This window comes from Undibacterium sp. Jales W-56, assembly GCF_025548535.1.
Taxonomy (GTDB): Bacteria; Pseudomonadota; Gammaproteobacteria; order Burkholderiales; family Burkholderiaceae_D; genus Undibacterium.
Genome location: NZ_JAJLQW010000003.1, coordinates 16,485 through 42,755, shown reverse-complemented (window position 1 = coordinate 42,755; position 26,271 = coordinate 16,485). Strand labels below are relative to the sequence as shown.

The 26,271-nt window shown below is 53.8% G+C and carries 22 protein-coding genes, 1 tRNA gene and 1 pseudogene; 13 read left to right on the top strand and 11 right to left on the bottom strand.

The window, feature by feature from the left end; all coding sequences use genetic code 11:
- The first annotated feature begins 741 nt into the window (after positions 1 to 741).
- The gene (locus tag LPB67_RS09430) at positions 742 to 2,553 is read left to right on the top strand and encodes a chloride channel protein (RefSeq protein WP_262836888.1); all 1,812 of its coding nucleotides are present in this window, start codon (positions 742 to 744) and stop codon (positions 2,551 to 2,553) included.
- Here the strand turns inward: LPB67_RS09430 and LPB67_RS09425 are convergent.
- Together LPB67_RS09425 and LPB67_RS09420 are read right to left on the bottom strand one after the other, a co-directional pair.
- Positions 2,546 to 3,724: an HPP family protein gene (locus LPB67_RS09425; protein WP_262836887.1), complete on the bottom strand. Its 1,179-nt coding sequence runs from the start codon at positions 3,722 to 3,724 to the stop codon at positions 2,546 to 2,548. The two genes, LPB67_RS09430 and LPB67_RS09425, sit on opposite strands and share 8 nt — an antisense overlap.
- 77 nt (positions 3,725 to 3,801) lie before the next feature.
- Positions 3,802 to 4,224 carry a MarR family winged helix-turn-helix transcriptional regulator gene (locus LPB67_RS09420; protein ID WP_262836886.1) on the bottom strand — a complete coding sequence of 141 codons (423 nt, stop codon included), beginning with the start codon at positions 4,222 to 4,224 and terminating at the stop codon, positions 3,802 to 3,804.
- Between the two features lie 205 nt (positions 4,225 to 4,429).
- Between LPB67_RS09420 and LPB67_RS09415 the strand changes: the two genes are divergently transcribed.
- Entirely contained in the window at positions 4,430 to 4,894 is a 465-nt protein-coding gene (locus LPB67_RS09415) for a BON domain-containing protein (RefSeq protein WP_262836885.1), read from the top strand.
- Positions 4,895 to 5,090: 196 nt separating this feature from the next.
- On the opposite strand, the gene LPB67_RS09410 is transcribed toward LPB67_RS09415, so the two are convergent.
- Entirely contained in the window at positions 5,091 to 6,938 is a 1,848-nt protein-coding gene (locus tag LPB67_RS09410) for a methyl-accepting chemotaxis protein (RefSeq protein ID WP_262836884.1), read from the bottom strand.
- A 234-nt stretch (positions 6,939 to 7,172) separates the two neighbouring features.
- On the opposite strand from LPB67_RS09410, the gene LPB67_RS09405 reads away from it, so the two are divergent.
- Positions 7,173 to 7,580: a DUF2946 domain-containing protein gene (locus LPB67_RS09405; RefSeq protein ID WP_262836883.1), complete on the top strand. Its 408-nt coding sequence runs from the start codon at positions 7,173 to 7,175 to the stop codon at positions 7,578 to 7,580.
- Between the two features lie 94 nt (positions 7,581 to 7,674).
- Positions 7,675 to 8,628: a TonB-dependent receptor gene (locus tag LPB67_RS09400; protein WP_262836882.1), complete on the top strand. Its 954-nt coding sequence runs from the start codon at positions 7,675 to 7,677 to the stop codon at positions 8,626 to 8,628.
- 65 nt (positions 8,629 to 8,693) lie between these two features.
- Here the strand turns inward: LPB67_RS09400 and LPB67_RS09395 are convergent, their stop codons facing one another.
- Complete coding sequence (locus LPB67_RS09395; RefSeq protein WP_262836881.1) at positions 8,694 to 8,888, bottom strand: hypothetical protein; 195 nt, start codon at positions 8,886 to 8,888, stop codon at positions 8,694 to 8,696.
- 559 nt (positions 8,889 to 9,447) lie between these two features.
- On the opposite strand from LPB67_RS09395, the gene LPB67_RS19110 reads away from it, so the two are divergent.
- The 5 genes and pseudogenes from LPB67_RS19110 to LPB67_RS09370 all read left to right on the top strand — a co-directional run bounded on the left by LPB67_RS19110 (position 9,448) and on the right by LPB67_RS09370 (position 15,044).
- A complete protein-coding gene (locus LPB67_RS19110; protein WP_316685198.1) occupies positions 9,448 to 9,720 on the top strand; it encodes a DUF4372 domain-containing protein in 273 nt (90 codons plus the stop codon).
- Positions 9,650 to 9,970: pseudogene (locus tag LPB67_RS09385) on the top strand (transposase); the annotation flags it as partial. The gene LPB67_RS19110 and the pseudogene LPB67_RS09385, both read left to right, overlap by 71 nt.
- Positions 9,971 to 10,432: 462 nt before the next feature.
- Complete coding sequence (locus LPB67_RS09380; RefSeq protein WP_262836880.1) at positions 10,433 to 11,146, top strand: hypothetical protein; 714 nt, start codon at positions 10,433 to 10,435, stop codon at positions 11,144 to 11,146.
- Positions 11,147 to 11,200: 54 nt separating this feature from the next.
- Positions 11,201 to 14,617, top strand: coding sequence for a DEAD/DEAH box helicase (locus tag LPB67_RS09375; protein ID WP_262836879.1), 3,417 nt, complete (start codon positions 11,201 to 11,203; stop codon positions 14,615 to 14,617).
- Positions 14,604 to 15,044: a hypothetical protein gene (locus tag LPB67_RS09370; RefSeq protein ID WP_262836878.1), complete on the top strand. Its 441-nt coding sequence runs from the start codon at positions 14,604 to 14,606 to the stop codon at positions 15,042 to 15,044. Before LPB67_RS09375 ends, LPB67_RS09370 begins: the two co-directional genes overlap by 14 nt.
- A gap of 196 nt (positions 15,045 to 15,240) precedes the next feature.
- Here the strand turns inward: LPB67_RS09370 and LPB67_RS09365 are convergent.
- Positions 15,241 to 15,329 (bottom strand) — tRNA-Ser (locus tag LPB67_RS09365).
- 57 nt (positions 15,330 to 15,386) lie between these two features.
- Positions 15,387 to 17,204, bottom strand: coding sequence for a glutamine--fructose-6-phosphate transaminase (isomerizing) (gene glmS, locus LPB67_RS09360; protein ID WP_262836877.1), 1,818 nt, complete (start codon positions 17,202 to 17,204; stop codon positions 15,387 to 15,389).
- Between the two features lie 215 nt (positions 17,205 to 17,419).
- Here glmS and LPB67_RS09355 point away from each other — a divergent pair, with 215 nt between their 5' ends.
- Positions 17,420 to 17,899 (top strand): Lrp/AsnC family transcriptional regulator, encoded by a 480-nt coding sequence (locus tag LPB67_RS09355; RefSeq protein WP_262836876.1) that lies wholly within the window; start codon positions 17,420 to 17,422, stop codon positions 17,897 to 17,899.
- A 27-nt stretch (positions 17,900 to 17,926) separates the two neighbouring features.
- Here LPB67_RS09355 and LPB67_RS09350 read toward each other — a convergent pair whose 3' ends face one another.
- Both LPB67_RS09350 and LPB67_RS09345 read right to left on the bottom strand, forming a co-directional pair.
- The gene (locus LPB67_RS09350) at positions 17,927 to 18,745 is read right to left on the bottom strand and encodes a substrate-binding periplasmic protein (protein ID WP_262836875.1); all 819 of its coding nucleotides are present in this window, start codon (positions 18,743 to 18,745) and stop codon (positions 17,927 to 17,929) included.
- 139 nt (positions 18,746 to 18,884) lie between these two features.
- Complete coding sequence (locus LPB67_RS09345; protein WP_262836874.1) at positions 18,885 to 19,577, bottom strand: Crp/Fnr family transcriptional regulator; 693 nt, start codon at positions 19,575 to 19,577, stop codon at positions 18,885 to 18,887.
- A 132-nt stretch (positions 19,578 to 19,709) separates the two neighbouring features.
- Between LPB67_RS09345 and LPB67_RS09340 the strand changes: the two genes are divergently transcribed.
- From LPB67_RS09340 to LPB67_RS09330, 3 genes are all read left to right on the top strand, one after another.
- On the top strand, positions 19,710 to 20,288 hold the full coding sequence (locus LPB67_RS09340; RefSeq protein WP_262836873.1) for an HD domain-containing protein: 579 nt from the start codon (positions 19,710 to 19,712) through the stop codon (positions 20,286 to 20,288).
- Positions 20,289 to 20,656: 368 nt separating this feature from the next.
- Positions 20,657 to 21,412, top strand: a complete 756-nt coding sequence (locus LPB67_RS09335) for a class II aldolase/adducin family protein (RefSeq protein ID WP_262836872.1) — start codon at positions 20,657 to 20,659, stop codon at positions 21,410 to 21,412.
- Positions 21,409 to 22,227, top strand: a complete 819-nt coding sequence (locus LPB67_RS09330; protein ID WP_262836871.1) for an SDR family oxidoreductase — start codon at positions 21,409 to 21,411, stop codon at positions 22,225 to 22,227. The genes LPB67_RS09335 and LPB67_RS09330 overlap by 4 nt, the downstream gene beginning before the upstream one ends.
- Positions 22,228 to 22,337: 110 nt before the next feature.
- Here the strand turns inward: LPB67_RS09330 and LPB67_RS09325 are convergent, their stop codons facing one another.
- The 3 genes from LPB67_RS09325 to glmU all read right to left on the bottom strand — a co-directional run bounded on the left by LPB67_RS09325 (position 22,338) and on the right by glmU (position 26,034).
- Positions 22,338 to 23,402, bottom strand: a complete 1,065-nt coding sequence (locus tag LPB67_RS09325) for a porin (protein WP_262836870.1) — start codon at positions 23,400 to 23,402, stop codon at positions 22,338 to 22,340.
- Between the two features lie 293 nt (positions 23,403 to 23,695).
- Positions 23,696 to 24,391, bottom strand: a complete 696-nt coding sequence (locus LPB67_RS09320) for a tetratricopeptide repeat protein (protein WP_262836869.1) — start codon at positions 24,389 to 24,391, stop codon at positions 23,696 to 23,698.
- Positions 24,392 to 24,663: 272 nt separating this feature from the next.
- Positions 24,664 to 26,034 (bottom strand): bifunctional UDP-N-acetylglucosamine diphosphorylase/glucosamine-1-phosphate N-acetyltransferase GlmU, encoded by a 1,371-nt coding sequence (gene glmU, locus LPB67_RS09315; RefSeq protein ID WP_262836868.1) that lies wholly within the window; start codon positions 26,032 to 26,034, stop codon positions 24,664 to 24,666.
- Positions 26,035 to 26,271: the final 237 nt, after the last annotated feature.

Below are 26,271 nucleotides of genomic sequence, written 5' to 3'. Positions count from 1 at the left end.
CATAAAAGAATTTCTTTATGCGGGCACAGGTTTGTCAAAGCAAAGTCGCAGAATATGACTATGCCTTGTAAAGGGTATTTCGAATGGGGTATTGATGAGATGGCGAAAGAACTGCCAGACAACTATAGCCTGCACTATGCAAGCTATAGCAGAGAGAATCTACTTGGCGCTTGCGGATAATGCCGGGCTGAGAACCCATCCACTGGTAGGTTGAAAACTACAAATACTACAGTCCAAGATTGAACTCCTATTTAACTCGACGGGCGGATTGTAAACGCCTTAAAAATGATATGTCAAGAAAATACTTGACTTTGCGAATGCTGCGTATTTTGCGGCCCTTGTCTGTCAAAAATCATTTATTACTGCAGAAAAGAAGCGATCTCATGATTGCGTCTTTCCTTAAAAATACCTCTTTTGAGGTTGCAACGCACATTCATAGTCCCTCGATTACTGTTGAGTGGACTACCTCAAGCCAAGAATTTTACGCAGAATCGCCTGCTCAATAATACATCACAATGTGATATATTATTGTTTTATGTGACCGCACATCAAGCGTTGCCTGGATCGAAACTATGCTGTCTTTGGAGAACTGAGCAGCCGCAAACCGGGCGGTACGAGATGGCCGACCCTAACCGGCCGTAGTGAATCCGCACTTCTGAAAAAAATGCCGGGAGAACACGACGAGCGTCATTTCCTTAACGCTGTTTCCCCGATGCTATTGATTAACTTCTAGAGATAAATGTGAACAAGGACAATACCCGACACGACGCAAGACGCGACTTTGCAACCGATTCCAGGCTGCTACGCATCGCTGCGATTGCGGCAGTTATAGGTTTGCTCAGCACGATCGCTGCCTACATCTTGCTGCATTTGATTAGTTTTTTCACCAACCTGTTTTTCTTCCAAAGCATTTCCGATCTCAGCCGTTCTCCGGCAAGCAACACGCTAGGAGCCTGGGTCATCGCGGTTCCGGCGCTCGGCGGTTTGATCATCGGTTTGATAGCACGCTTCGGTTCGGAAAAAATACGGGGGCACGGCATCCCTGAGGCGATCGAGGCGATCTTGTTCGGCAACAGCAAGATGTCGCCGAAAGTAGCGATTTTGAAGCCACTGTCGTCTGGCATTGCCATCGGCAGCGGCGGTCCGTTTGGCGCGGAGGGTCCCATCATTATGACGGGCGGTGCACTGGGATCGCTGATCGGACAATATTTCCATATTACCGGCGCAGAGCGAAAAACCTTATTGGTGGCGGGTGCCGTGGCGGGAATGACGGCAGTTTTCGGTACACCGATTGCCGCGGTCATGCTAGCCGTCGAGTTATTGCTATTCGAATTGCGTCCGCGCAGCTTGCTGCCGGTCGCCATCGCCTGTGCGATGGCGGGATTCGCCCGCCCGTTTTTCCTCGATGCCGGAGCCTTGTTTCCATTGCAGACTGCACCGGTCGTGCTGGTCGATCTTGTCTCCTGCGTAATCGCCGGACTGGCTTGCGGCGCCTTATCGTGGATATTGTCCAGCTCTCTATACAAAGTCGAAGATTTGTTCGGCAAGTTGCCGATCCACTGGATGTGGTGGCCCGCCTTGGGTGGACTGGCGGTCGGGATCGGCGGCTATCTGCAGCCGCGCGCACTGGGCGTCGGTTATGACGTGATCGGTGATTTGCTGCAAAACCATCTGGCTCTCGGGGTCGTGATTACGCTCCTGACTTGCAAGGCCTTGATGTGGGTCATTGCACTCGGCTCAGGTACTTCAGGCGGTGTACTGGCTCCGCTCTTGATGATGGGTGCCGGGCTTGGCGTGGTGATCGGGCCGTACTTGCCCGGTGCCCAGCCTGCCTTGTGGCCGCTGGTGTTCATGGCGGCGACTTTGGGTGGCATGATGCGTGCTCCGGTCATGTCCGTGATATTTGCGTTTGAGCTGACGCATGATATCAACGCATTACTTCCGTTGCTGGCAGCATCTGCGGTGGCCTACGGTTTTACTGTGCTGACCATGCCGCGTTCCATTCTTACCGAAAAAATTGCCAGACGGGGGCATCACATTTATCGTGAATATGGAATCGATCCGCTGGAACGTCAGAATGTTGCAGAGGTAATGACGCGCAAAATGCAGACGATAGAAAGCGATACCCTAATAGATGAGGCATTGCATACGCACTTCGGACAACTGCAGGTGCACAGGGCTTTCCCCGTGGTGCGGGACGGCTGTTTTGTCGGCATGGTAGATCGTGAAATTCTGCTTACCGGGCAGGCCAGTGCGTCGGACAGACGCGTCGCCGATTTATTCGGTGCCAATGTACCAATTATGGCGTTGCCTGAAGAAACCTGCCGCACCATCTCGACCCGGCTAGCGGTACATGGAATGGAGCGTTTGCCAGTGGTAACGGATCCGCAGTCGCGACGTCTGATCGGCATCGTCAGCCGCAGTGATTTGGTCAAGCCCTCTTTCACTCTGTTTGCCGAGGAGCATCAGCATGAACGGTTCCGGAAAATACCATTTGGAACGCTGAAACGGCGCAAGACGACTGCGGCGGAAAAGATTGACTCGTCTATTTAATATTTTGTATATCGGCAAGACGTCCACGATATAACCCCGCCACCAAATCCGAATTGCTGATGATGCCCACCAGCCGCCGTTCGTGATCGACAATCGGAATGTGGTGGTGGCCAAATTCGGATAGCAAGGGAACAAGCTCGACGATGTGCATGCTGTCTGTTGCCGTATGCACTTTGCGCGACATGATTTGGCCGATCACTTCCGGCTTGTCGGAATGGCTGCGCATCAACGGACGCAGGAACTGACGCAGCTTGAAAGCAAAATTGTCGTACGCATCAAGATCCTCATGGCGCATAAAGTCGAGCAGCGTGACGATGCCGATGACCCGCCGGCAACGATCAATTACCGGCAACGCTTTGACCTTGTGGCGGTGGATCAATTCCCAGCCTTCTTGTAAGCCGGTGCCGAACTCGACTGTCACGACGTCGCGCGACATGATATCGCCGCAGGTAATTTCACCAAGCCGGCGGCGGTAGGCATGCATTTCAGTCTGCAGCAACAGCGATTCCAGATCATCGCGGCTGATATCCAGAATTTCATTGTGATGCTGCACCACATATTCTAAGTCGGCGGGCGTAAATCCTAAGCGGTCCCACGGCGGCGCATCCGCAGTTTGATGGGTGTTTTCGCGCACCGGATGATTGCTATGCGGATATCGATGTCGCGTGAGGTTGTTGAATAGCAGGGCAACACCGAGTAGCAGCAGCGAGTTGATGCCTATCGGCGCCAATAAAAAATGATATCCCTGCGCATGAATCGCCGGACCACCCAACACGGCAGTGAGTGCGACTGCGCCGCTAGGTGGATGCACGCAACGCAGGGTGAACATGGCGGCGATCGCCAACGCGATCGCCAGCGAGGCCGCCAATATCGGATCCGGTATCCACATTGCGCAGGTGACTCCGGCGGCAGCGGAAATAAAATTGCCACCTATAATGGACCAGGGTTGCGCCAGAGGGCTTGAAGGCAAGGCGAATAACAGTACCGCTGATGCACCCATGGGCGCAACCAATAGCGGCCAGGAGACTGATTCGCCCAATATCCAGCGCGTCGTAAGGCCGGTCAGCAGAATGCCGACCAGCGCTCCGCTACAGGCCCGTACACGCTCAAGCTGATTAACTGTCGTCGGGACGGGTATAAAGCTTTGCAGCCAATGCAATATTCTTCTCATGCATCCTCATGCTTTGGTCGGATCGTTTTGCCGAGCGAATTCAGTTGTGCCATTGCGGGTTCTTTAGATCGGCAGAATTATGTTGAATACTCGATTGACGGGATTGAAAAAACGCCGCTCAACGATCTCAGTTCGGCGCGATGCAGATGGGCCAGATGAGTCAGCAGTCGCTCGCCTTCCTTGAGCAGGTGTACCTCAACAACGCGCCTGTCGGTAGCGCTTTGATGTCGTTGTACCAGGCCACGCGCCTCGCAGCGCGAAACCAAGGCGACCACTCCATGCGGCTTTGCCTGCAGACGTTCGGCCAGTTCGCTGACGGTGGCGTAGCTGCGACCTGGATAGCCTTTGATGTGCAACAGCAAAAGATATTGAAGCGACGTAATGCCCTGCGCCTGGACAATATCTTCCGAAAAACGCTCGAATCGCCGTATCTGGAATCGAAATTCGGAGAGTGCTTCGAAATCGGTTTTTTTTAGTGGCTCCTGAGCGGATCGTTTCATGGGATTGACGCTTGATGGATTGATTTGAGTACGACTGTGTCAGCGCCACAATATATCACGTCATGATATTTATTGTATTGTGAGAAAGTGCAAGAACTGACCATTTTCCGGTTTTGGATTTACTATCTGAATGGCTTTCACATGTTCTAAAATCAACTGAGCGAATACCTTATAAATGCGCACCATTTTCTGCATCGTCGCGTTGTTGACCACGGTCTTGGCGCCAAGCGCTGGCAGGGCGCAAGAATTTCAGAACTGGTTCAACGATCCTTTCTTTCAGGTGACGAACGCCGATCCAGCTTGCCCCGAGCCCGCCGGACCGTTCGTGGATGAGCGGAGTCGTCTGGAGCAAGCCCATCACCGGGCTGAGAAAGGCGCCAGCTGCTGGCTCGCCCGCGAGTGCGATAGACCAAAAGCCTATTTATACGATCCAGACATTGCTGTCGGCATCAGGCAAGCGTTCGAACGAACTGACGCGTTTGCCGCAAGTACGCTTTGGGTCACGGTTCAGGGGCGGGTGGTCTACATTGAAGGCTGCGTCAGCGAACCGTCCGCCGGAACGCAATTGGAATCGCTTATCCGCGCTTTGCCCTACGTCCAGCAAGCCATCGCCATCGTGCGTACGGATCCCAGTGTTGCACCGCCATACCGGCTCCGCCAGCACAAATAGTTCGGAGCAGTGCAAGCGACAGGTCGGGTCAGATTTGTGCCTGGCGCTGCATTTCGATTAAAGGGTTTTTAGAAGCCACCTAAAAACCAACCCGCAAGCCGGGTGCGCCTGTTGGCCCGAAATGCCCCTGAAAGCCGCATCCAGCCTGCGGTCATGATGTAAATGGCGGTCAGCAGCTTGCTGCTTTGCGTAAGTCCTATTTCAACAGTGTTGCACGACGCGGAGGGTGTCCGCCGGACTGATGCTGATCCAGCTTAAAAGCGCTGACTGTCTGCGCCAGATGGCTGGCCTGTTCTTGCAGGGATTGCGCGGCGGCGGCGGCCTCTTCCACCAGCGCGGCATTTTGCTGGGTTACCTGGTCCATTTGACCTATCGCCTGGTTCACTTGCCCTATGCCGCTGCTCTGCTCTTTGGTCGCCAGCATGATCTCCGACATGATGTCGGTCACACGTTTGACGCTGGTGACGATTTCATCCATCGTGCCGCCTGCCTGAGCGACCAGTTTGCTGCCCGACTCCACCTGGGCAACAGAATCGACGATCAGCGCCTTGATCTCTTTCGCCGCAGATGCCGCGCGTTGCGCCAGGTTGCGCACTTCAGACGCGACCACGGCAAAGCCCCGGCCTTGCTCGCCCGCCCGCGCAGCCTCGACTGCCGCATTCAGCGCCAGGATATTGGTCTGGAACGCGATGCCGTCTATCACGCCGATGATATCGACGATTTTCTTCGACGAGGCGTTGATCGATTCCATGGTGTCGACCACCTGATCCACCACGTTGCCGCCTTTTGCCGCATAGTTAGACGCGGTCAATGCCAACTGATTGGCCTGGCCGGCATTCTCGGCGTTTTGTGTGACGGTAGAGGTCAGTTCCTCCATGGAGGCGGCGGTTTCTTCCAATGAACTCGCCTGGCCTTCGGTGCGGCTGGACAGGTCCAGGTTGCCGGAGGCGATTTCCTGTGCGGACACCTTTACCGATTCGCTGGAAGTACGGATTTCTATCAATACCGTGGCAATTTTGTCGACGAAGCGGTTGAAGGCAGAGGCGATATGCGCCAGCTCGTCTTCCCCATTATTGTCCAGGCGGCGGGTCAGGTCGCCTTCGCCCGAGGCGATATCCTCCATCGCGTCCCTGACCGTGCTCAGGCGCTGCAGCGCCTTGGCTACCAGCACGGTGGAAATGGCGGCAGCCACGACAATGGCGAGGATTGCCGTGATGACCGAGGTCGTCAGCATGGTACTCAAATTTTTGGTCGATTCCGCGCTGTCCAGCACGATGGCCAGCATCCAGTCCGTGCCTTCAATGCGGGTAACGTAGAGTGAATTGTCGCGGCCGTTCAGCTTGACGGCGCTGCTTTGCTTGGAGCGTTCAATTTCCACCAGTTTTTGCGCCGACAAGGAGGCATCGGTTTCGGCAATCGGCTTGAGCGTCAGCTTCTGGTCAGGATGGGCAATGATCTTGCCGCTACCGTCGACCAGGAAGGAAAAACTGCTCGGCGTCGGCTTGATCGCAATCACGCTGTTGACGACGGTATCGAGCAGGATATCCGCTGCAATCACCGCCGACACATTGCCCTTGGGGCCGACCGGTTCGGCAAATGTCACCAGCAGCTTGCCGTTGCTGGCGCCTATGTAGGGCGCGGTGACCACCGGTGCGCCGGCTTCCGACGCCTTGATATACCAGGGACGCGCCGTCGGGTCGTAATCAGGCTTGCGCGTACGCTCCTGCGAAAAAACCGCATGCTTGTCTGCAAAACCTATGTAGGCCAGATCAAAGGCACCGGCCTGTTCTGCCGCTTTCAATGCCGGAATAGGTTCCGCCACGCTCACCGCCTGCCCGATCGAGGACACCACCGCTTTCTTGGCGCGCACCCATTCCGCGATACCGGCCGCATGGCTCTGGGACAGCTGGAACATCTGGATATTCAAGGACTCCAGCGTGTGGGAACGGGTACCGATAAAATTGGCGATCGACAGCGCCAGCATGGAAAAAACGACGATGGCGACGCAGATCGCCGTCAGTCGTACGCGCAGTGAGGAGAACATGAATGGCATCCTTCAAAAAATAGTACGTCGACGGCAAGAGGTTTATGTCAATACACCTTCGCAGATCATACGTTTATTGTTATTAATTTACAGCCGTGACTGGGGAAAAAACGACATTTTTAGAATTTGTTGCGCAAATGCGGCAAGGTTCCGGCAGTGCGCAGCATGACAGACCGCCATTATGAGGCATGACAATACCGGAAGACGTCATCCTGTCTGATAAAATGCCGGCCTATGGAATTGAGGCGCATATCTAACAGGACCAACAGGAAATTCATCACCTGGCTCACCGTGTTTGCCCTGCTGATGCAGGCATTCATGCCGTCGCTGTCGCACGCCTATATGGGTACATCCATTGGCAAATCAGCGCCTGGCATGGCAGAGATTTGCCGCTCTTCTGGCCTGCAATCCCTTGCACCTGATCAAGGTAGCACGCCCACAGTACCAGCCAAAACCGATCACGGAGAGCATTGTCCCTACTGCTTTGTTGGCGGAAGCATGGCCTTTCCCGTTGCGCTGGAGGCGGCTGATTTTACCATCGGCAATACGAATGAAATTGCGATAGCAACACCGGCGTCCAACAAAAAATCTGCCTTGATCCTGGCCGCCGCGCCGCGCGGCCCGCCATACCCTCTTAGCTGATCCAATCCAATACCGGTGGCTCTGTAGCCGCCGGACACTTTATTTCGCCAGGCGACATCCAGCTTGGCAGAACCCCCTATGCTTCAGGATTTCCATGAATACCATTACCCGTAATGCGCTGGTCAGCGCCTTGATTTTGTCGCCCGCTTATGCGATGGCTTGTGCCAGTTGTGGCTGCACCCTGAGTTCCGACTGGGATAGTCAGGGATTCGTGACCGAACCCGGACTGCGTCTTGATCTACGTTACGACTATCTGAACCAATCCCAATTACGCAGCGGCACCGGCAGCGTCAATCGCAGCAATTATCCGGCACCGCAAGAACGAGAAATTGAACAGGGAACAAAGAATAATTACCTTAGCTTGGGACTGGATTACAGCCCGAACGCCGATTGGGGCGTGAACCTGCAATTACCCTATATTGATCGCTCGCACAGCACAATCGCTCCAGGCGATACGGAGATATCTTCCTCGCATACCAAGGGCATAGGCGACCTCCGCGTTGTCGGCCGCTATCAAGGTTTGACGGATGCCAAGAATATGGGACTGCAATTCGGTCTCAAGCTGGCCACCGGCGGCTATCACAACAGCTTCAATGGCGGTCCTCAAGCAGCGCAGGCGCTGGACCGCGGCTTGCAGCCGGGATCAGGAACTACCGATCTGCTGCTTGGCGCGTATACCTTCGGTCCGATTGACCAGCGCTGGGATTACTTCGCGCAAGGCCTGGTCCAGGTCGCGCTCAACTCCAAAGAAGAATACCGGCAGGGTTCGTCGCTCAACGTGAATTTCGGCGTGCGCTATACGGCCATCGATCATCTGTCGCCGCAATTGCAGATCAATGCACGCAGCGCTAAGCGCGACGCCGGATTGAACGCCGATGCGGACAATAGCGGCGGAACGCTGGTATATCTCAGCCCAGGCTTGACGGTGTCGATGACGAAACAAGCCAAGATATTCGGCTTCCTGCAGCTACCGGTCTATCAAAAAGTGAATGGCTTTCAACTGGCGCCACGCTGGACCGCCTCCGTGGGAGTTCGTTACGAGCTTTAGTCACTAGAATGCGTCGCTTGACTAAGGCCGTTCACGACTGAAGAACCAGTCACCTTTGTTTCGCGTTACTGCGATAAGGAGGTCACGACGGTCATTGTCCCGTGATAATTGAGAATGCCAGCGCTGCGCTTACCTGGTTTCTTGGTCGCACCGGCATTGAGAAGCCAAAATGGAGTAAGAGTGACATTGGCAATCTCGTCTGTGGTGGCGGATGGTTGGACGTTCTCGAACGATTTATTCGGGGAAGTGATCTTGTTCATTTTGCTCCCCAGTTGTTAGGTGTAGTTGCTACGAATAGGAAAAGGCCCATGACATGGGAATGTCATGGGCCTTCGCGGGTGCAGGGTGAGTGTCGTCGGTGTGGCACCTTCAGCGGTGGTGTGTGACGCTCGGTTAGATCAGTGCCGATATTTCAGAGAAAATTTCAGATCAAGGCTGCGCGGGAGTAGGGCTCGTTTGAGTGCCGAAGCGCTCGCCGAACGAGTTTGTTGGCGTGTTCTTGCGCGTCCACTGTCAGGTCGGTTTTGCCGTGGCGTTCATTATTGATGGGATTTCTTTTTTCTGCGTCGGAATGAAAAAAGCCCAAAGCCTTGTGAGGAGCTGTGAGCTGCGGTTGCGTTCAACCATCGAAATAATATATCACTACTGTCCTGTTAAATTGCTTTAAAAGCTGAAGAATCCGTATAACGACGCGGGTTCCTGGGCGATTTTGTTTGGTGCCAATTTAAAATTGGAAATTGCATTTTTATGTCATTTTTTAAGTTTTTCTAACCGAGGAGATGAAACACGAATGTTGGCAAGACGTTGTTTTCCCAAGTAATGGAGTTCATTCCTTGGACGAGTTTTAAGCGGATTGTTGATCGCTATGCGGGTAATGCAGGCGTCCGTCGATTGAGTTGTGCCGAGCAATTTCGAGTGATGGCGTTTGCGCAATTGACCTGGCGTGAATCGCTACGAGACATTGAAGTGACGTTCGGTGCCAACAGTCGTAAGTTGTATGCAAACCGGCCAAACGTAGGTGTTCTTGACGAACAATACTACGCTGCCAGCAACGACGATTGCGGCGTTGTACAAAAGTCGCTGGCAGGTTGAATTATTTTTCAAATGGATTAAGCAGCATTTGCGCATTAAACATTTTTTGGGTAACAGCGAGAACGCCGTGAAGACGCAAATTTGGTGTGCTATCTCGACTTATGTATTGATCGCCTCGCCCTACACTTTATTACAGATTTTATCGGTCTCCGTTTTTGAGAAAACTGAGATTTCACGCGCCTTTCAGACCGATGACTACATTTGTGAAATGGCAACCATTGCTAACCAATTGAATTTATTCGATTTTTAACCGGACACTACTAGTGATAATATATGTAAGAAATTGCAGTCAACATCAGGGATATGCCGTCGATTGGTTTGGGCATCCGACTGCCGCTTTGCTGTTCGTCCTGATTGGCTAGTGAGAGCAGATCCCGACTTGGCATAAAGCATCATCGCGTAAGCTGTCAGTCCGTGCTCGCCTTGGACGTCTTTTGCTGGGCCGTGACGACTGCAATCAGGTCGTAGTTGCGCAGACAAGAAAATGCCGAAATGAATTTTTATGATTGTTGGTTGGTTTCAATTAGTATTTACCGCGTACACTAGAAAAAATTGTTGATTTGCCAATCAAAAAGCGTGACTGGAGCGACGTATTTGCTTGACCTGGCAATCAGACGCTCGCCGATGGCGTGGTAGTGATTGTAGGCGTTGTCAACAATGGAACCTATCGCCGGTGCTCGGCAATTTTTCGAAATCTATTGTAGGAGTAAAAATGAACAAAGTCGCTGGTCTAATTTTGGTTTCCTTGGCCCTTGCAGGCTGCGCCACGCCACCAACCGTTAATCGATACTTTGCGAAGGCCGAAGTCGTAATTTTGCCTGCCATTGACGTTGATGCCGAAGCGGAAATCGGTCAGAACATTGTTTCAAAAGCTTACAGGAGAGTTTACCCTGCGATTCGCATTGATCAAGACCTTAGCGATCCCAAAGCATCGGCTTCAGGGACGCTGCGTGTCCGCGCTGGCGTTTTTAGGTTGGACTCAGAAAATGAAAGCGGCAAGTTTTTTATTGCTGAGAAAGCTGAAACTATATTTTTGGGCAAAGAACATCCCAATGGTGGCGGGGTTTTTGTGCCTAGCGATACATCGAAGCCTGCTGTAGTCTACGGTACCAATGGCGTTGCCGGCAGCATGACGTACATGATCATGCTGGGAGCTATTCCTGTGACCAATTTTAAACATACGACCTACGAGAAATGGGATGGAGACAGTTTTAAGCGTGAATTGGTTTACACGGGAATTTCACAAAATACGATCTCAGTACTTTATCGAGAATTCAGCGACGGCACTGCGCGGCCAGCATTTTCGCAAGACCTGAAATATGATCTTTCTCAGGGAGACACGATTGGCTACCGAGGGGCAAGATTTCAGGTGATTAAGGCAAGCAATACTAACATTCGCTACAAAGTAATTAAAACGTTTGATTGATCTAGTTTATTTTTCAGGGCGGGAGTATCTCATTTCAACCAAGTTGTCCTTTATATGACCGCTCTATTTTCTGATTTCTATCAAAGCCTCGATTCCGACACCGCGAAACGGGGTAAGCAGTTTGAACATTTCGTCAAATGGTTTCTAACGGCTGATCCAGAATGGTCCACCCAAATTGACCAGATTTGGTTATGGGACGACTGGCCTGGACGCTGGGGAGCGGACTGCGGAATTGACTTGGTTTTCCGCCATAAGAATGGGGAAAATTGGGCCGTTCAGGCCAAGTGCTACTCGCCCGATTACCACATCACCAAACACGATGTCGATAAATTCCTCAGTGAATCCAACCGCAAGGGCATCGACCATCGCCTGCTTGTCGCCACGACCGATTTGATCGGCGGTAACGCCCGGCAGGTCTGCGAAGCACAGGAAAAACCTGTTATCCGCTTTCTGCTGTCCGACTTCGGGCGCGCCGAACTCGAATACCCGGCGAATATGGCCAGCCTGGCGCTAGGTAAGCGCCGAGCGCCACCCCAGCCACGGGAACACCAGATTGAGGCCATTGACGCCGCAGTGCAGGGACTGCACAGCGCCGAACGAGGCCAACTCATCATGGCCTGTGGCACCGGCAAGACCTACGTTACCTTATGGGTGAAGGAGCGCCTCTCTGCGCATAGCACGCTGGTACTGGTGCCGTCCCTTGGCCTGCTGTCACAGACTCTGCGGGAATGGACGTTTGCCGCAACCTCGCCATTTGAAGTGCTGTGCGTTTGTTCCGATCAGACCGTCGGGAAAAAAGGTGACGATGAATCTATCCACACCGTGGCCGACCTGGCTTTTCCCGTCACCTCCGATGCCGACGCAATAAAGCGTTTTCTTGCGGGGGCTGGCAATCGGGTGGTTTTCTCCACCTACCAATCGTCCGCCATCGTCGCTTTAGCTCAAGCTGATGCAACTATTCCCGCCTTTGATTTGGTCGTTGCCGACGAAGCCCACCGTTGCGCAGGCAAAGTCGATAGCGCCTTCAGTACCGTCCTCGATGGCGCGCAGATACGCAGCCATAAGCGATTATTTGCTACCGCTACGCCGCGCACCTACGCCAGCAATATCAAGAAAGCCGCTGAGGAGCGAGGCGTCGAAGTTGTTGGCATGGACAACGTGAGCTTGTTTGGCGAAGTCCTGTATGCCCTACCGTTCGGGCAAGCGATCGCCAGAAAGCTACTCACTGATTATCGCGTCGTCGTCATTGGTGTGGATGACCCCACCATCGCTGCTTGGATTGCCAACCGTGATCTGGTTGCAACTGATACAGGCATTGAAACCGATACTGAATCGCTCGCCGCGCAGATCGGGCTGCTCAAGGCGATCAAAGACTATGACCTCAAGCGGGTGATCAGTTTCCATAGTCGCGTCAAGCGCGCCGAAGCCTTCACCACGGAAGTTCAGCAGGTGATCGGCTGGATCGGTGAGGAGCACCGGCCCAGTGGTAGCCTGCGTACTGATTTTGTTTCCGGCGACATGCCCGCCAGCAAACGCAAGGTAAAGCTCGATCAGCTCAAATCTTTGAACGCAGATGAGCGTGGCGTGCTGAGCAATGCACGTTGCCTATCTGAAGGCGTGGATGTGCCTTCGCTCGATGGTGTGGCCTTTATTGACCCACGAAGTAGTCAGGTGGACATCATTCAGGCGGTAGGTCGCGCTATTCGCCTGAGTCCAGACAAAAAGGTCGGCACCATTATCCTACCGGTGTTTATCGCGACAGGGAATGATGCCGAAGAGGCCATAGAGGCGAGTAACTTCAAGCCGATTTGGGATGTGTTGAACGCGCTGAAGGCGCATGACGATGAACTGGCGGCGGAACTTGATCAAGTCAGAACCGGGTTGGGCAAAAGGCCAGGCTCCGTTGTCAGGTCGGATAGTCTTCGGAAAATCAGTTTTGATTTGCCTGCATCAGTAGATGCGGCATTTGGCTCCGCCTTGCGCACTCACTTGGTTGAGCAAGTTACGGCGTCATGGAATTTCTGGTTTGGCTTGCTTCAAGCATTTGTTGAACGAGAACAGCATTGCCAAATTCCTCAGGATTACCGTGCGGAGGAAAGGTACCGTTTGGGTTGGTGGATCGGCACGCAACGTCAAGCGAAAGAGGCATTGCCGCCTTCGCGCAAAGCCATGCTTGAAGCTACCCCAGGGTGGACGTGGAATGTTTTTTCGGATAAATGGGATTTGGGACTGCGATATTTGAGCGATTTCGCAGATCGTGAAGGGCATTGCCGAGTTCCCCGGAAATTCAGTACTCCAGATAGATTTCGCTTGGGACTATGGGTATCCGTTCAGCGAATGGCCAAGGATGATTTGCTACCTGGAAGAAAAGAGCGACTTGAAGCCGTCGTTGGTTGGGTATGGGATGCTATTGAAGATCAGTGGGAGATGGGGGTTCGCCACTTAGAAGAATTTGTAGGCCGTGAAGGGCATAGCAAAGTCGAAAGAGACTATCGGACTCCGACCGGATTCCCATTAGGCACATGGGTCAAGAACCAACGAGTAATTCATGATGATTTGTCAGATTCGCGGAAAGAACGGCTCGAAGCAATGCCAGGCTGGGCGTGGAATTTGCTTGATGAGCAATGGGAAATCGGGCTGCGCTATTTGACGGAATTTGCAGATCGCGAAGGACATTGCCAAGTTCCTGTTAAGTATGAAACGAGCGATGGGTTTCGCCTCGGACAGTGGCTGACTGTGCAAAGAAAGAAAAGAGACGTTCTGCCACGTGAGCGGAGGAGCCGACTCGAAGCAATACCTGGCTGGGGATTGGACGTCCTTTCTGAACAGTGGGAAAAAGGCTATAGGGAACTCGTCGACTTTGCAGCGAGAGAGGGGAGGAGCGATGTTCCTCAACGATTCAAGACGACCAATGGATACAGTTTGGGGTGGTGGGTTAGTACGCAACGACAGAAAAAAGACAGCTTATCTCCGGATCGTAGAGCCCGGCTTGAGGCAATCGCTGGTTGGGTATGGGCCGTGGTGTCCGATGAGTGGGAGTTGGGATTTCGTCATCTTGCGGAGTTTGTGGCCCGCGAAGGACATTGCCAAGTCAGTGGAGATCATCTAACGGCAGATGGCTATCGACTTGGGCAATGGGTAACGGTGCAGAGAGCAAAAAAAGAAAGTCTATCGACGGAACGAAAAGCGCTGCTGGAATCGACGGGCAGTTGGATTTGGAGCGTCCGAGCAGAGCAATGGGAGCTTGGATATCGTCATCTCACTGAGTTCGTGGCTCGTGAGGGACATTGCCGAGTTGCGGCAAAACATCAAACAACAGACGGTTTCCGATTGGGCTTGTGGATTAGTAACTTGCGGAAAACCGCTAGTAGTCTGCCAGCCGAGCGGATAGAGAGGCTAGAAGCTTTACCCGGCTGGCTTTGGCGTGCCAGAAACGGCACCAACGATGAGGACTTGAATGCAAATGGCTGAGTTCAGTTCGCAACAAGCAAAGTTCCTTAGGAAATTATTCTCAATTGCACCATCCTCGAAGGGGCTTGCGGAGCCTGAGGCATTCCTCCTGCAGTTTGTTCTCTTCGAAGCATCGGTGCGGCTTGTCGGACGATACTACCGCGAACGTTCCGGGCAGAAGAAAAAATCGACGGCACACGAATCACTGAATATTGAGGTTGTTAAGCGTTCATTGGCCTATTTTTCCATCCCTGTTTCGGACGAGCGACTTGTCCAGTTGGTAAGCTCCGAGCTTCGCAAACGAAACCAGAAATCAGCGCGCAAGCTGCGCGATGGATTGGCGCACCAATGGAACGTTGAGGATAGACGCGAAGTTACTGATCGATTCAAGGACTTGACTAACGGCCTTGCTGGCGTAGTCGATGCGATTCGAATGCGAGCCGGATAATTACGAGCGAATTCAAAAAAATGGACTCACCGATCATCATAGGCCTAACTCGGTAGCACCATCCAATCCGGCGTTCGTAAGTGTTGATACGGGAAAATCGGCAGTCTAGCCCGGAAATGGACCGGAGCCGAGGACTGCGAAGTCCAGAAACGACAACGCCCACTTGCATGAGTGGGCGTTGCGTGAACGATGTTCTTGGTGGTCCGGGGCGGAATCGAACCACCGACACAAGGATTCAATCCTCGCATCCAAGGTTTCACTGTTTTATACCTGTTCTATGGGACGGGGTTCTCGAAACACGCGACCAACTTTATTCGCTCTAGTCAGTAACCAGCCCAACAACTATTCCACTGTCACGCTCTTAGCCAAATTCCGAGGCTTATCTACATCCGTACCGCGTGCCAACGCCGTGTGATATGCCAGCAATTGCAGCGGCACCGTATGCAAGATCGGTGACAGCATGCCGTAGTGTTCCGGCAGGCGGATCACGTGCACACCTTCGCTTGGTGCGATGCGGGAGTCGGCGTCGGCGAAGACGTAGAGTTCGCCGCCGCGGGCGCGGACTTCTTGCATGTTCGATTTGAGTTTTTCGATCAGTGCGTCTTTCGGGGCGACGGTGACGACCGGCATTTCTTTGGTGACTAACGCGAGCGGGCCGTGTTTGAGTTCGCCTGCGGGGTAGGCTTCTGCATGGATATACGAAATTTCTTTGAGCTTGAGGGCACCTTCCAGGGCGATGGGGTAGTGCAGGCCGCGACCGAGGAACAGGGCGTTTTCTTTGCGGGCGAATTCTTCTGCCCAGGCGATGATTTGCGGCTCCAGTGCGAGTACGGCGGCGATCGCGACTGGCAGGTGGCGTAGTGCTTTGATGTGCTCTGCTTCTTGCTCGTCGCTGAGGCGGCCTTTGCTTTGGGCGAGTGTCAATGCGAGTAAGAACAACGCCGCCAATTGCGTGGTGAAGGCCTTGGTCGAGGCGACGCCGACTTCTACACCGGCGCGCGTGATGTAGGCCAGCGCGCATTCGCGCACCATGGCGCTGGTGCTGACATTGCAGATGGTCAGACTGTGCGGCATGCCGAGTTCGCGTGCGTGTTTGAGTGCGGCGAGCGTGTCGGCAGTTTCGCCGCTTTGTGAAATTGTGACGACCAGGCTATTCGGATTCGGTACGCTGTCGCGGTAGCGGTATTCGCTGGCAATCTCTACATTGACCGGGATTTTGGCGATGGATTCTATCCAGTATTTGGCGGTCATGCCGGCGTAGTAGCTGGTGCCGCAAGCGAGGATCAGGACGTTGTCGATTTGTTTGAAAATGCCAAAGGCCTTGTCGCCAAACAGTTCCGGCATGATGCCGTTAATGCCTTCGAGCGTGTCGCCGAGTGCGCGTGGCTGTTCGAAAATTTCTTTCTGCATGTAGTGGCGATACGGGCCCAGTTCGGCGGCGCCCGTATGTGCATGCACAGTGCGGACTTCGCGTTGCACTTGTTTGCCGCCAGCGTTGACGATCCAGACGCGCTGCAATTGCAGATCGACGACGTCGCCTTCTTCCAGATAGATGATCTGATCGGTGGTGCCTGCCAATGCCATGGCATCGGAGGCGAGGAAATTTTCGCCCTGGCCGACGCCGACGATCAATGGCGAACCCTGGCGCGCGCCGACTACCCTATGCGGCTCATCGCGGCAAAATACCGCAATCGCAAAAGCGCCGGTCAGGCGCTTGACGGCGAGCTGCACGGTTTCAAATAAATCACCGCTGTATAAATGATCGACCAGATGCGCGATGACTTCGGTGTCGGTCTGGCTTTCGAATACATAACCAACGGCGCTGAGTTCGGCGCGTAATTCTTCGTGGTTTTCGATAATGCCGTTATGTACCAGGGCGATGCGCTCGCGTGAGAAGTGCGGGTGTGCATTCGCTGATGACGGCGCGCCGTGGGTCGCCCAGCGGGTGTGGGCAATGCCGGTAAATCCTGCCAGGCCGGTCTGCTCGACTTGCGCCTGCAACTCGGCGACGCGCGATGTGCTGCGTGAGCGTTGCAGGTGACCATCGACATGCAGGGCCACGCCGCAGGAGTCGTAGCCGCGGTATTCCAGGCGCTTTAAGCCTTCTAGCAAAATAGGAGTGATATTGCGTTGCGCTACTGCGCCGACGATGCCGCACATAATGACCTCTGACTGATGACGTTGATGAAAATGAAGATGCTTATTGGTGCGAACTATCTGATGATAATTGTAAAATTACTAATCTTCTGAATTTTTATCATCGTAAGCCATCTAACATGAAATTAATTGTCAAAATTAATGAGTATTTGAATTAATATGAATATATGTGATTGATATGAAATTAAATTCCAATTATTTTTAATATATGACTATTTATGTCGGAACAATCTAAGCTTACGCTCCTCGATGAGCTGGATAAACGCATACTGCAGCAATTGCAGACGGATGCTTCGCTCAGTAATCAGGCTTTGGCCGAGCTGGTGCATGCCTCGCCGCCTACCTGTTTGCGCAGGGTCAAGCGATTGATTGATGAGGGCGTGATTGCCAGGCAAGTCGCGATTTTGTCGCCAGACAAAATTGGACTCGGTCTGACCGCGATTGTGGAAATCACTTTGGATAACCAGGCCAGCGAACAGTTGGTGGCGTTTGAAAAATGGGTGGGACAAGAACCAGCGGTACAGCAATGTTATCGGGTGTCGCCGGGACCGGATTTTGTCTTGATGATACAGGTGGTGGATATGGCGGCTTATCACGTTTTGGCGCACCGCTTGTTTGCAGGGCAGGCGAATGTACGCAATGTGCGAAGTTTTTTTTCTATCTTGCGCAGCAAATTCGAGACGCGGCTGGCCTTGTAGCAGGCCAGCTATGGGCCGACCATTCCATCAGCGCGGACGTGCGCCTTCTTTCAGGAGGTTGGCTGAATAGTGGCGCTGGAAGGCTTTCCAGACTACCCCTGACTTGGCGGCACGTTCCAAGCTCTCTTTAAGCGCGGTTTTATCTTCCGTACTTACCGAGGATTTTGAAATATATACGCCGCTTTCGATCCAGGGTAATTCGCTGATCGGTTCAAACCGCAATTTGTCCAGCATATCCCGGACCTTATCATTGTTCTGAATAACGCCGGCCAACACCGATGGCGCCATGATCGTGACGTCTGCCACCCCGGCTTTGAGAATGCGCGCAACCGATAAGGGGTCGGCCTCCATCGTCAGGCGTCCCTGCCTGTTTAATTCTTTGAGCAGAGTCGAATACGCCGGTCCATAGTCGTAGCCGCGGACTACCGCTACTTTGATGTCGTGGCGCTCAATTAATTCCTGTGCGCTTTTGACGCCGGGTCGCTCGGAGGCAATAGAAATCAAGGTAGCACGGACCAGAATCATGGGCACAAAAATACCGATTTCATCACGTCTAGAAGTACGGCTGGCGGGTATCAGCAAATCGGCGCTACCGGTCTCGAACATTTTTTCCAGCCGCGCCCACGGTACCGGCATAAAAGCGAACGTACATTCATCCTTCAGTTCGCGCAGCAAGTCCGGATAAATACCGCCGACGGCATTGCCGTCAATCGTCACACTTTGTCCAACTGGAGCGACCGGCACCTGCATCACCCGCGAACAGCCAGCCGACGCCAGGCGATAACTGACCAGACCAGTCAACAAGGCGATTGCCAGAAAAACTTTTCGGTATAAACGATGGCGCATTGGCTACGGCTTCACGTGTTGGAACTCGTTAACGGCGGTTGAATCATTTAACGATACCTGAAATTTTATCGCATGGACAAGGAAATCTGAGCTTTGTGTGCCGACGCAACGCAGATCGCCGCGACTAATTACCTAGCCGCTATGCTGCGCCACTTTGCCGTGCCAGCTGACTCGGCGAGATGATTTCGATGGAACGATAACCCAGGCTGATAATCCCTTGCTTAACCAATAGTTTTAATTCTTTGGACAAGGTCTGGCGCGTGATGCCCAGCATCATGGCCAGCGCCTCTTGCGATACCGGAACACGCGGCCGCGCACTATTCGACAACGAAGCATCGCCATGCGCCAGCAACAGCAAACGGCGGGCGATGCGGGCGCGGGTAGAGCGCAAAGTCGCATCCTCCACGATGCCGTACAGCAAGCGGATACGACCGGCCAGCATGCGTGCAATCGCTTGTGAAAACGCAGTTCTTTGCATCAGCATCTGGAACACATTGTTCGGCAGCACCAACACTTCGGCAGCTCCCAGCGCCGTTGCATCATGGGTGCGCGGCTGCTGGTCGATCAGCGAGATCTCTCCGAACCAGGTACCGCTTTCCAGCACCACCAGAATCGCTTCCTTGCCATCTTCGCTCAAGGTGGACATCTTCAGCGTGCCCGTGAGCAAGGCATACAATCCACCCGGCGCATCGCCTTGCCGGAACAGCATTTCGCCCGGTCGCAGACGCAACAACTCGACAGAATTCAGCATGACTTTACGATCCCGCAAAGGCAATGAGCCAAACCAGGGATGAGCGGAAAGCTGGGGCATCAGGTCGAGATGCGATTTCATGGCGGCATTATGGAGAGAAAATGTGAATTGTAAAAAAATTGACAGTTGTTAGTGTAGCGTGGCTGTAAGGTGTATGCACAACATGAAACCGGCACGGTTCAAAAAGACATTCTTATCCACGGAGTGAGACACATGGCAAATCACGCAAATTTTGTCCGTATGCAGGACAGTACCCAGCAGGACTGGCAAGTCATCGGTGCCGAGTTCATGCAGTTTTCTAAGGCGCTACCCGAGCGCGTCATCAAGCATCTGCAAATCCTGCAAGGCGATTACGGCGGCTTCCCGATAGACCGGTATACGCATTCATTGCAAACCGCGACCCGTGCCTGGCGCGATGGACGGGATGATGAATATGTGGTGTGTGCACTGCTGCACGATATTGGCGATACGCTGGGCTCGTTCAATCATCCCGATATTGCCGCGGCGATCCTGAAACCTTTTGTCGCCGACGAAAACTTATGGATGGTGCAGCATCATGGGATTTTCCAGGGACATTACTTCTTCCACCACATCGGCATGGACAGGGATATGCGTGAGCAATTCCGTGATCATGCGTATTTTGACCGGACTGCCGAGTTCTGCGAGCTGTATGACAATCCGGCGTTTGATGCGAATGCCGAGACGCTGCCGGTCAGCGAGTTCGAACCTATGCTGGGGCGCATCCTGGCGCGGCCACGCAATACGATTTACAAAGCTGCGCTGCAAGATTAGTTTGAATAAATCACCTTTAAGACTTACGCAAAAACCAGGACCTCTCACCACAGAGGCACGGAGACACAGAGAAAAGGCAGGAGAAGAACCGGCTTCATAGCGTTTTGATATTCAAGGTAACTTCTAAAAAAAACCTCGAAATTGAAAAATCACGTCTAATAAAATCAATGACTTAGAAGTGAAGAAACACCAAAAAATAGAATTTTTAGAAGTTCCCTCAAATGAATCCGCAAGCCGGGTGCGCCTGTTGGCACGAAATGTCCCTGAAAGCCGCATCCAGCAAGCGGCTTCAATGTACATTGTTGTCAGCAGCATGTCGTTTTGCGTCAGTCCCAACCTTAAATCAATTAAATCAATCAGGAGACACCATGCATATTCCCTCAGTTAAAGAGCAGGTCAGCGCCGAAGAATGGCAAATCCGCGTCGATCTCGCCGCCTGTTATCGCCTGGTCGCCATGTACGGCTGGAGCGATCTGGTGTTCACCCACATCAGCGCTCGGATTCCCGGTCCGGAACATCATTTTCTGATCAATCCGTATGGTTTGATGTTCGACGAGATTACTGCCTCGTCGCTGGTCAAGGTCGATCAGCAATGCAACAAGATCATCGACAGCCCGTTCCCGGTGAATCCGGCAGGTTTTGTGATTCACAGCGCCGTACATGAAGCGCGCGAAGAGGTGCAGTGCGTCCTGCATACGCACACCCGCGCCGGGGTTGCCGTCAGCGCGCAAAAATGCGGCATCCTGCCGATCTCGCAGCAATCGACTTTTGTGCTGGCATCGCTGGCCTATCACGAGTACGAAGGCGTGGCGTTTCGCGACGAGGAAAAGCCGCGTCTGCAAGCCGACTTGGGTAAGGCAAATTTCCTGATGCTGCGCAATCACGGTTTGCTGGTGGCGGGTAAATCGATTGCCGATGCGTTTCTCTCGATGTACACGTTTGAAGCGACCTGCCAGATTCAATTGGCGGCACAAGCGGGTGGCGAACTGACGCAGGTCAATCCGTTAATCGTTAAAGGTGTGGCGGAGGCGATGCGGGTACAGACCGGCGGGCTTGGCGGGGCATTCGTCTGGCCCTCGCTGATACGCAAACTCGATCGCGCCGATGAAGGCTACAAGTTATGAGTGCGCAACGCAGAGTCATCATCATCACGGGCGCCTCCGATGGTATCGGCGCCGAGCTCGCCCGCCAGCTTGCACGCAGCGGCGGCAGTCAATTCGCGCTGGTCCTGGCGGCGCGCAATAGGGAGATGCTGGAGGCCGTCGCCGCGACTTGCCAGCAATCCGGTTGCGCAACCCTGGTAGTCAAAACCGATGTCGGCGAGCAGGCGCAATGCATCGCCTTGATAGACAAAACTATCGCGCAATTCGGGCGCATCGATGTCCTGATCAATAATGCAGGCAAGTCGGCACAAGCCTTGTTGAGCGAGGTTAAAGACCTGGGCTGGTATGAGGAACTCATGCGCATCAATCTTTGGGGTAGCGTCTGGTGTACCCATGCAGCGCTGCCGCACATCAAGGCGGCGCGCGGCAATATCGTCGCGGTTTCGTCGCTGGCCGGATTGATGGGCGTGCCGGGCCGGACCGCCTATTGCGCGACCAAGTTTGCGATGAACGGTTTCTTCGAGGCGTTGCGGGTCGAAGTCAAAGAAGCGGGCGTTGCCGTCACGCTGGCATATCCGGGCGTGGTCGCGACACAAATCCGCTATCGCGGCTATAACGCGGCCGGCGTTGCCGCGGGCAGTAGCGGCTTGAAAGAAGATGACGCCATGTCGGTAGAAGAATGCGCAGGACTGATTATCAAAGGCATGGAGCAAAGGCAGCGCGATGTCGTGATGTCCGCCAAGGGCAAGCTCGGTCGCTGGCTGAAATTACTGGCACCGGGATGGGTGGAGAAAATGACGATGGCGGCTTTGAAGCAGGAAGTTCGGCCGAATTAGATTGCTCGAATTCCTGTACCGCAGATGCAAATAAAAAAGCTGGAGCGATTCATCGTTCCAGCTTTTTTGTCGAACTGGTCATCCGGTTTCAGGCTGACTGGAGCGGCCGATCAGAAGCGATGCTGAATACCCACAGTCGCGGCGTTCTGGGTCGTGCCGAAACCAGCGTCGTCACGCGAGACGCCGACCAGTTTGTTGTTCGAGGCTTTGGAGTACGCGCCAGCGATGTACAGGTCGGTGCGTTTGGACAAGGCATAGCGGGCACGCAGCACGGCCATGCGCGGATCGGCATCGCTGCCTGCCGGCAGGTTTTTGATGTCCTGATAGTAGTACACGCCGGTCAAAAGCCATGATGGCGTCAGTTGGTAATTCACGCCGGCCCAGAACAGGTCGCTGCGCAAATCGGTTGCGCCGGATGCCAGTGTCTTTTTGTAGTTGCGATAGGCGAGGAATAATTTTGCGGCATCGATCTGATACGAGCCTGCCAGATGGATCGTTTTCGCTTTGTCGATATTGCCGTTGGCGGCCAGTGCGCCGTTGACCTGATCGTATACCGCGACGGCTGAGAATGGACCACTGGTCATGCCGGCTGCCAGCGAATACTTGGCGCTGGCAGTAGTGTTGCCGGCGACTTCGCCCAGACCGTAGGTCGCGCCGAGTTTGAAGCCGTTGCCATCAAACTGGTATTTGAGCATATTCGATGTGCCGGTCAGCATGCCGTCTTTACGGCCGCCAGTGGCGCCTGCCGAGGTCGCCCATGAATATTGCGGTGCATAGCCCATAGGATCGAAAGGCAGGATGAAATCATAGCTGGTGCTGTAAGAGCGGCCGGCAATCAGGCGGCCGAAATCGCCTTGCAAACCGACATTGGCCTGACGACCGAACATGTCGCCGTCGGTTGCGCCGGTGTCGAGGATAACGCCGCTTTCCAGTTGCCAGAGGGCTTTCAGTCCACCGCCCAGATCTTCGGTGCCGCGAAAGCCGAGACGCGATGTATTCATGCCGCCGCTGTTGAGTTTGAAGACGCTGCTTTTAGTCGCATCGGCGTTATTCGTGTAACCGATATTGGCATCGATCAAGCCATAAATAGTGACGTTGCTTTGTGCAGAGGCTGCGCTTGTCGCGAATGCCAGCATGGCGATACTGACGGCTTGGAAAATGGCCTTAGGTTTCATTGAGAAGTCTCCTGATAATTATGAGTGACAAATCGGTGAGTGCTACCGATTAGTTGAGTGCTATGACTACGATGCCCGACGAGTGACTGGTCGCGGACGTCGGGCACCGCGCTGGGTAAGCGAGGTGCCCGACATCAGGGTGCAGCAGGGATGAGTACGCGTCTTAGTGATAGTTTCTGAGGTGCGGCAGTCAGGGCAAATGGTAACGATCGCAAGCTTTCAGTTTGCTTTCGGTAGCTGCCAGTGAATTTTGTGGAGAGTGTAAAAACAACAGATGGCGAAGCGGGGTGACTTTATTTGTCCGTTTCGGGTTTCCACTGTGCAGCCAGTTGTCTGGCTTCGGCGATTTGCTCTTTGCTCATCACGCGTTCTGCATAGCCGCGGTAAAACACGGCATCGTTATAGCTACCTGCGAGGGTGAACCATTTATACGCTTCCACCAGGTTTTTCTTGACGCCATTGCCCTTGAAATACAGCAGGCCAATGTTGTATTGCGCGCTGGCATTGCCTTGATCGGCGGCCAGTTGAAAATAATACAGCGCCATCCGAAAATCCTGTCGCGCCCCGATCCCGCTTGCGTAGATGACGCCGAGGTTGTACTGGGCATCGGCATAACCGGCTTCGGCGGCTTTTTTGTACCAGGAAATCGCCTGCCCGTAATCTTGCGGCACGCCCAGCCCTTTGGCATACATGCGGCCCAGATTCACTTGCGCCCGCACATTGCCTTGCCTGGCCGATTCCTGATACAGTGCCATCGCTTTTTTGTAGTCGCGTCCGGTACCTTCGCCATTCACGTACATCAGGCCGAGATTGAATTGCGCATCGGCATTGCCCTTGGCCGCGGCCTTGCTAAAGGCGGCCAGCGCAGCGACGTAATTCTCGTTCTCATAAAAGGCCACCCCGTCCTCAAAGTCACCGGCCATCGCAAGCGGGCTGCTCAGGCCGGCGAGGCAAACGAGGATTAAAAATGCGCGGATGACTGGTTTCATGGTCGGCTTACGAAAATGCGGAAGCGTCGCGCCTGAGCGGTAACGCAACAAAGCGATTGGTGCAAGGTGCGATAGATTCAAACTGCCATGCACAGACCATAATCTGCGTCTGTGATGCTGTCAATATTCTCTGTGCATAAATATACTCATTACCAGTATATTTTATGTGCGCAATAAAATAGAGCGAGTAAGGCGGATTTTAATAAAAAATAAGGGGAGTATATGACTCCCCAAGATAAAACCGGTTACAGCTGATCGCCTGCGATCGCCGCCTACTGCTTGATCTTCACTGGCCGCTGCCAGTTCTCTATCGTCAGCTGTCTGGCGCGCGAGACGGTCAGCTTGCCTGCCGGTGCATCCTTGGTCAGGGTGGTGCCTGCGCCCAGCGTCGCACCTTGGCCGACGCGCACCGGCGCCACCAGTTGCGTGTCGCTGCCGATGAAGGCGTCGTCTTCAATCACCGTACGGAATTTATTCACGCCGTCGTAATTGCAGGTAATGGTGCCGGCCCCGATGTTGACGCGGCTGCCGATGGTGGCGTCGCCGATGTAGGCCAGATGATTGGCCTTGCTGTGCGCCGCGACCTGGCTGTTTTTGACTTCGACAAAATTCCCGATATGCACATCTTCTGCCAAGGCGGTGCCCGGGCGCAGACGTGCATACGGACCGATCTGCGACTGCGCACCGACGCTCGCGTCTTCGATATGGCAAAACGCCTTGATCACCGCGCCTGCTGCGATGTGCGCATCCTTGATCACGCAATGCGATGCAATCTGCACCCCGTCTTCGATGCTGACCTTGCCTTCAAACACGCAGCCGACATCAATCGTCACATCGCGTCCGCAAGTCAGGCTGCCGCGGATATCGATGCGGCTTGGATCGAGCAGCGTGACGCCTTGCTCCAATAATTTTTGCGCCAGATTGCGCTGATAGATGCGCTCCAGTTCGGCCAGCTGGACTTTGCTGTTTACGCCTAGCGTCTCCCACACCGCATCCGGCTGCGCCGACACCACCGGCACGCCATCCGCCACCGCACGCGCCACGATGTCGGTCAGATAGTATTCAGCTTGCGCATTATTGTTCGACAGCGTGCTCAGCCATTGCTTGAGCTGCACCGTCGGCGCGATCAGGATGCCGGTATTGATTTCGGTAATCGCCTTTTCCGCTGCGCTCGCATCTTTTTGTTCGACGATGCGCACGATCTCGCCAGCTTCGCGCACGATGCGCCCGAGACCGGTCGGGTCTTCCATATTCGCCGTGAGAATCGCCAGCCGGTCGCGACCCGCCGCAGCGATCAGACGTTGCAAACTCGCACTCGTGGTCAGCGGCACATCGCCATACAAGACCAGCGTCGGCACGCTGTCATCGAGCAGCGGCGCGGCTTGTGCGACGGCGTGGCCGGTGCCGAGTTGCGGCTCCTGTTTCGCAAAGCGTAAATCGTCTGCCGCAATCCGCGCCGGCACCTGATCGCCGCCATGACCGTAGATCACACAGATATTGCTGGCCTTGCCATCACTGGTCAGGCTGCGCGCGGTATCAATCACATGCGACAACAAGGGTTTGCCCGCCAGGGGATGCAAGACCTTAGGCAGGGCAGATTGCATGCGCTTGCCCATGCCGGCAGCGAGAATAACGACGTTCATGGAAATTCCTGTGAATGGTAATGTTGGTTATGTTGAAATTTTAGCATGGGGTAAGGTCGCTACTGAAAGATGTTTGATGAGAGGGGGATTGTATTCAAACCTGGGCATCTGGTTTGCGCAATTAAACAAAATTAAAATTCAGTATTTCGCAACGAGATTGGAAAATTGCCTTTTTACATATGATCGGTTACCGTTTGGCGATAAATATGCAGACCGGAATTCTATTCCGAACCATGC

Coding starts and splice junctions, on each gene's coding strand:
- LPB67_RS09355 (WP_262836876.1), top strand. CDS start 17,420: ATGTCGGAACAATCTAAGCTTACGCTCCTCGATGAGCTGGATAAACGC.
- LPB67_RS09420 (WP_262836886.1), bottom strand. CDS start 4,224: ATGAAACGATCCGCTCAGGAGCCACTAAAAAAAACCGATTTCGAAGCA.
- LPB67_RS09410 (WP_262836884.1), bottom strand. CDS start 6,938: ATGTTCTCCTCACTGCGCGTACGACTGACGGCGATCTGCGTCGCCATC.
- glmU (WP_262836868.1), bottom strand. CDS start 26,034: ATGAACGTCGTTATTCTCGCTGCCGGCATGGGCAAGCGCATGCAATCT.
- LPB67_RS09405 (WP_262836883.1), top strand. CDS start 7,173: ATGGAATTGAGGCGCATATCTAACAGGACCAACAGGAAATTCATCACC.
- LPB67_RS09375 (WP_262836879.1), top strand. CDS start 11,201: ATGACCGCTCTATTTTCTGATTTCTATCAAAGCCTCGATTCCGACACC.
- LPB67_RS09345 (WP_262836874.1), bottom strand. CDS start 19,577: ATGAAATCGCATCTCGACCTGATGCCCCAGCTTTCCGCTCATCCCTGG.
- LPB67_RS09400 (WP_262836882.1), top strand. CDS start 7,675: ATGAATACCATTACCCGTAATGCGCTGGTCAGCGCCTTGATTTTGTCG.
- LPB67_RS09370 (WP_262836878.1), top strand. CDS start 14,604: ATGCAAATGGCTGAGTTCAGTTCGCAACAAGCAAAGTTCCTTAGGAAA.
- glmS (WP_262836877.1), bottom strand. CDS start 17,204: ATGTGCGGCATCGTCGGCGCAGTAGCGCAACGCAATATCACTCCTATT.
- LPB67_RS09325 (WP_262836870.1), bottom strand. CDS start 23,402: ATGAAACCTAAGGCCATTTTCCAAGCCGTCAGTATCGCCATGCTGGCA.
- LPB67_RS09340 (WP_262836873.1), top strand. CDS start 19,710: ATGGCAAATCACGCAAATTTTGTCCGTATGCAGGACAGTACCCAGCAG.
- LPB67_RS09425 (WP_262836887.1), bottom strand. CDS start 3,724: ATGAGAAGAATATTGCATTGGCTGCAAAGCTTTATACCCGTCCCGACG.
- LPB67_RS09330 (WP_262836871.1), top strand. CDS start 21,409: ATGAGTGCGCAACGCAGAGTCATCATCATCACGGGCGCCTCCGATGGT.
- LPB67_RS09335 (WP_262836872.1), top strand. CDS start 20,657: ATGCATATTCCCTCAGTTAAAGAGCAGGTCAGCGCCGAAGAATGGCAA.
- LPB67_RS19110 (WP_316685198.1), top strand. CDS start 9,448: ATGGAGTTCATTCCTTGGACGAGTTTTAAGCGGATTGTTGATCGCTAT.
- LPB67_RS09350 (WP_262836875.1), bottom strand. CDS start 18,745: ATGCGCCATCGTTTATACCGAAAAGTTTTTCTGGCAATCGCCTTGTTG.
- LPB67_RS09380 (WP_262836880.1), top strand. CDS start 10,433: ATGAACAAAGTCGCTGGTCTAATTTTGGTTTCCTTGGCCCTTGCAGGC.
- LPB67_RS09320 (WP_262836869.1), bottom strand. CDS start 24,391: ATGAAACCAGTCATCCGCGCATTTTTAATCCTCGTTTGCCTCGCCGGC.
- LPB67_RS09395 (WP_262836881.1), bottom strand. CDS start 8,888: ATGAACAAGATCACTTCCCCGAATAAATCGTTCGAGAACGTCCAACCA.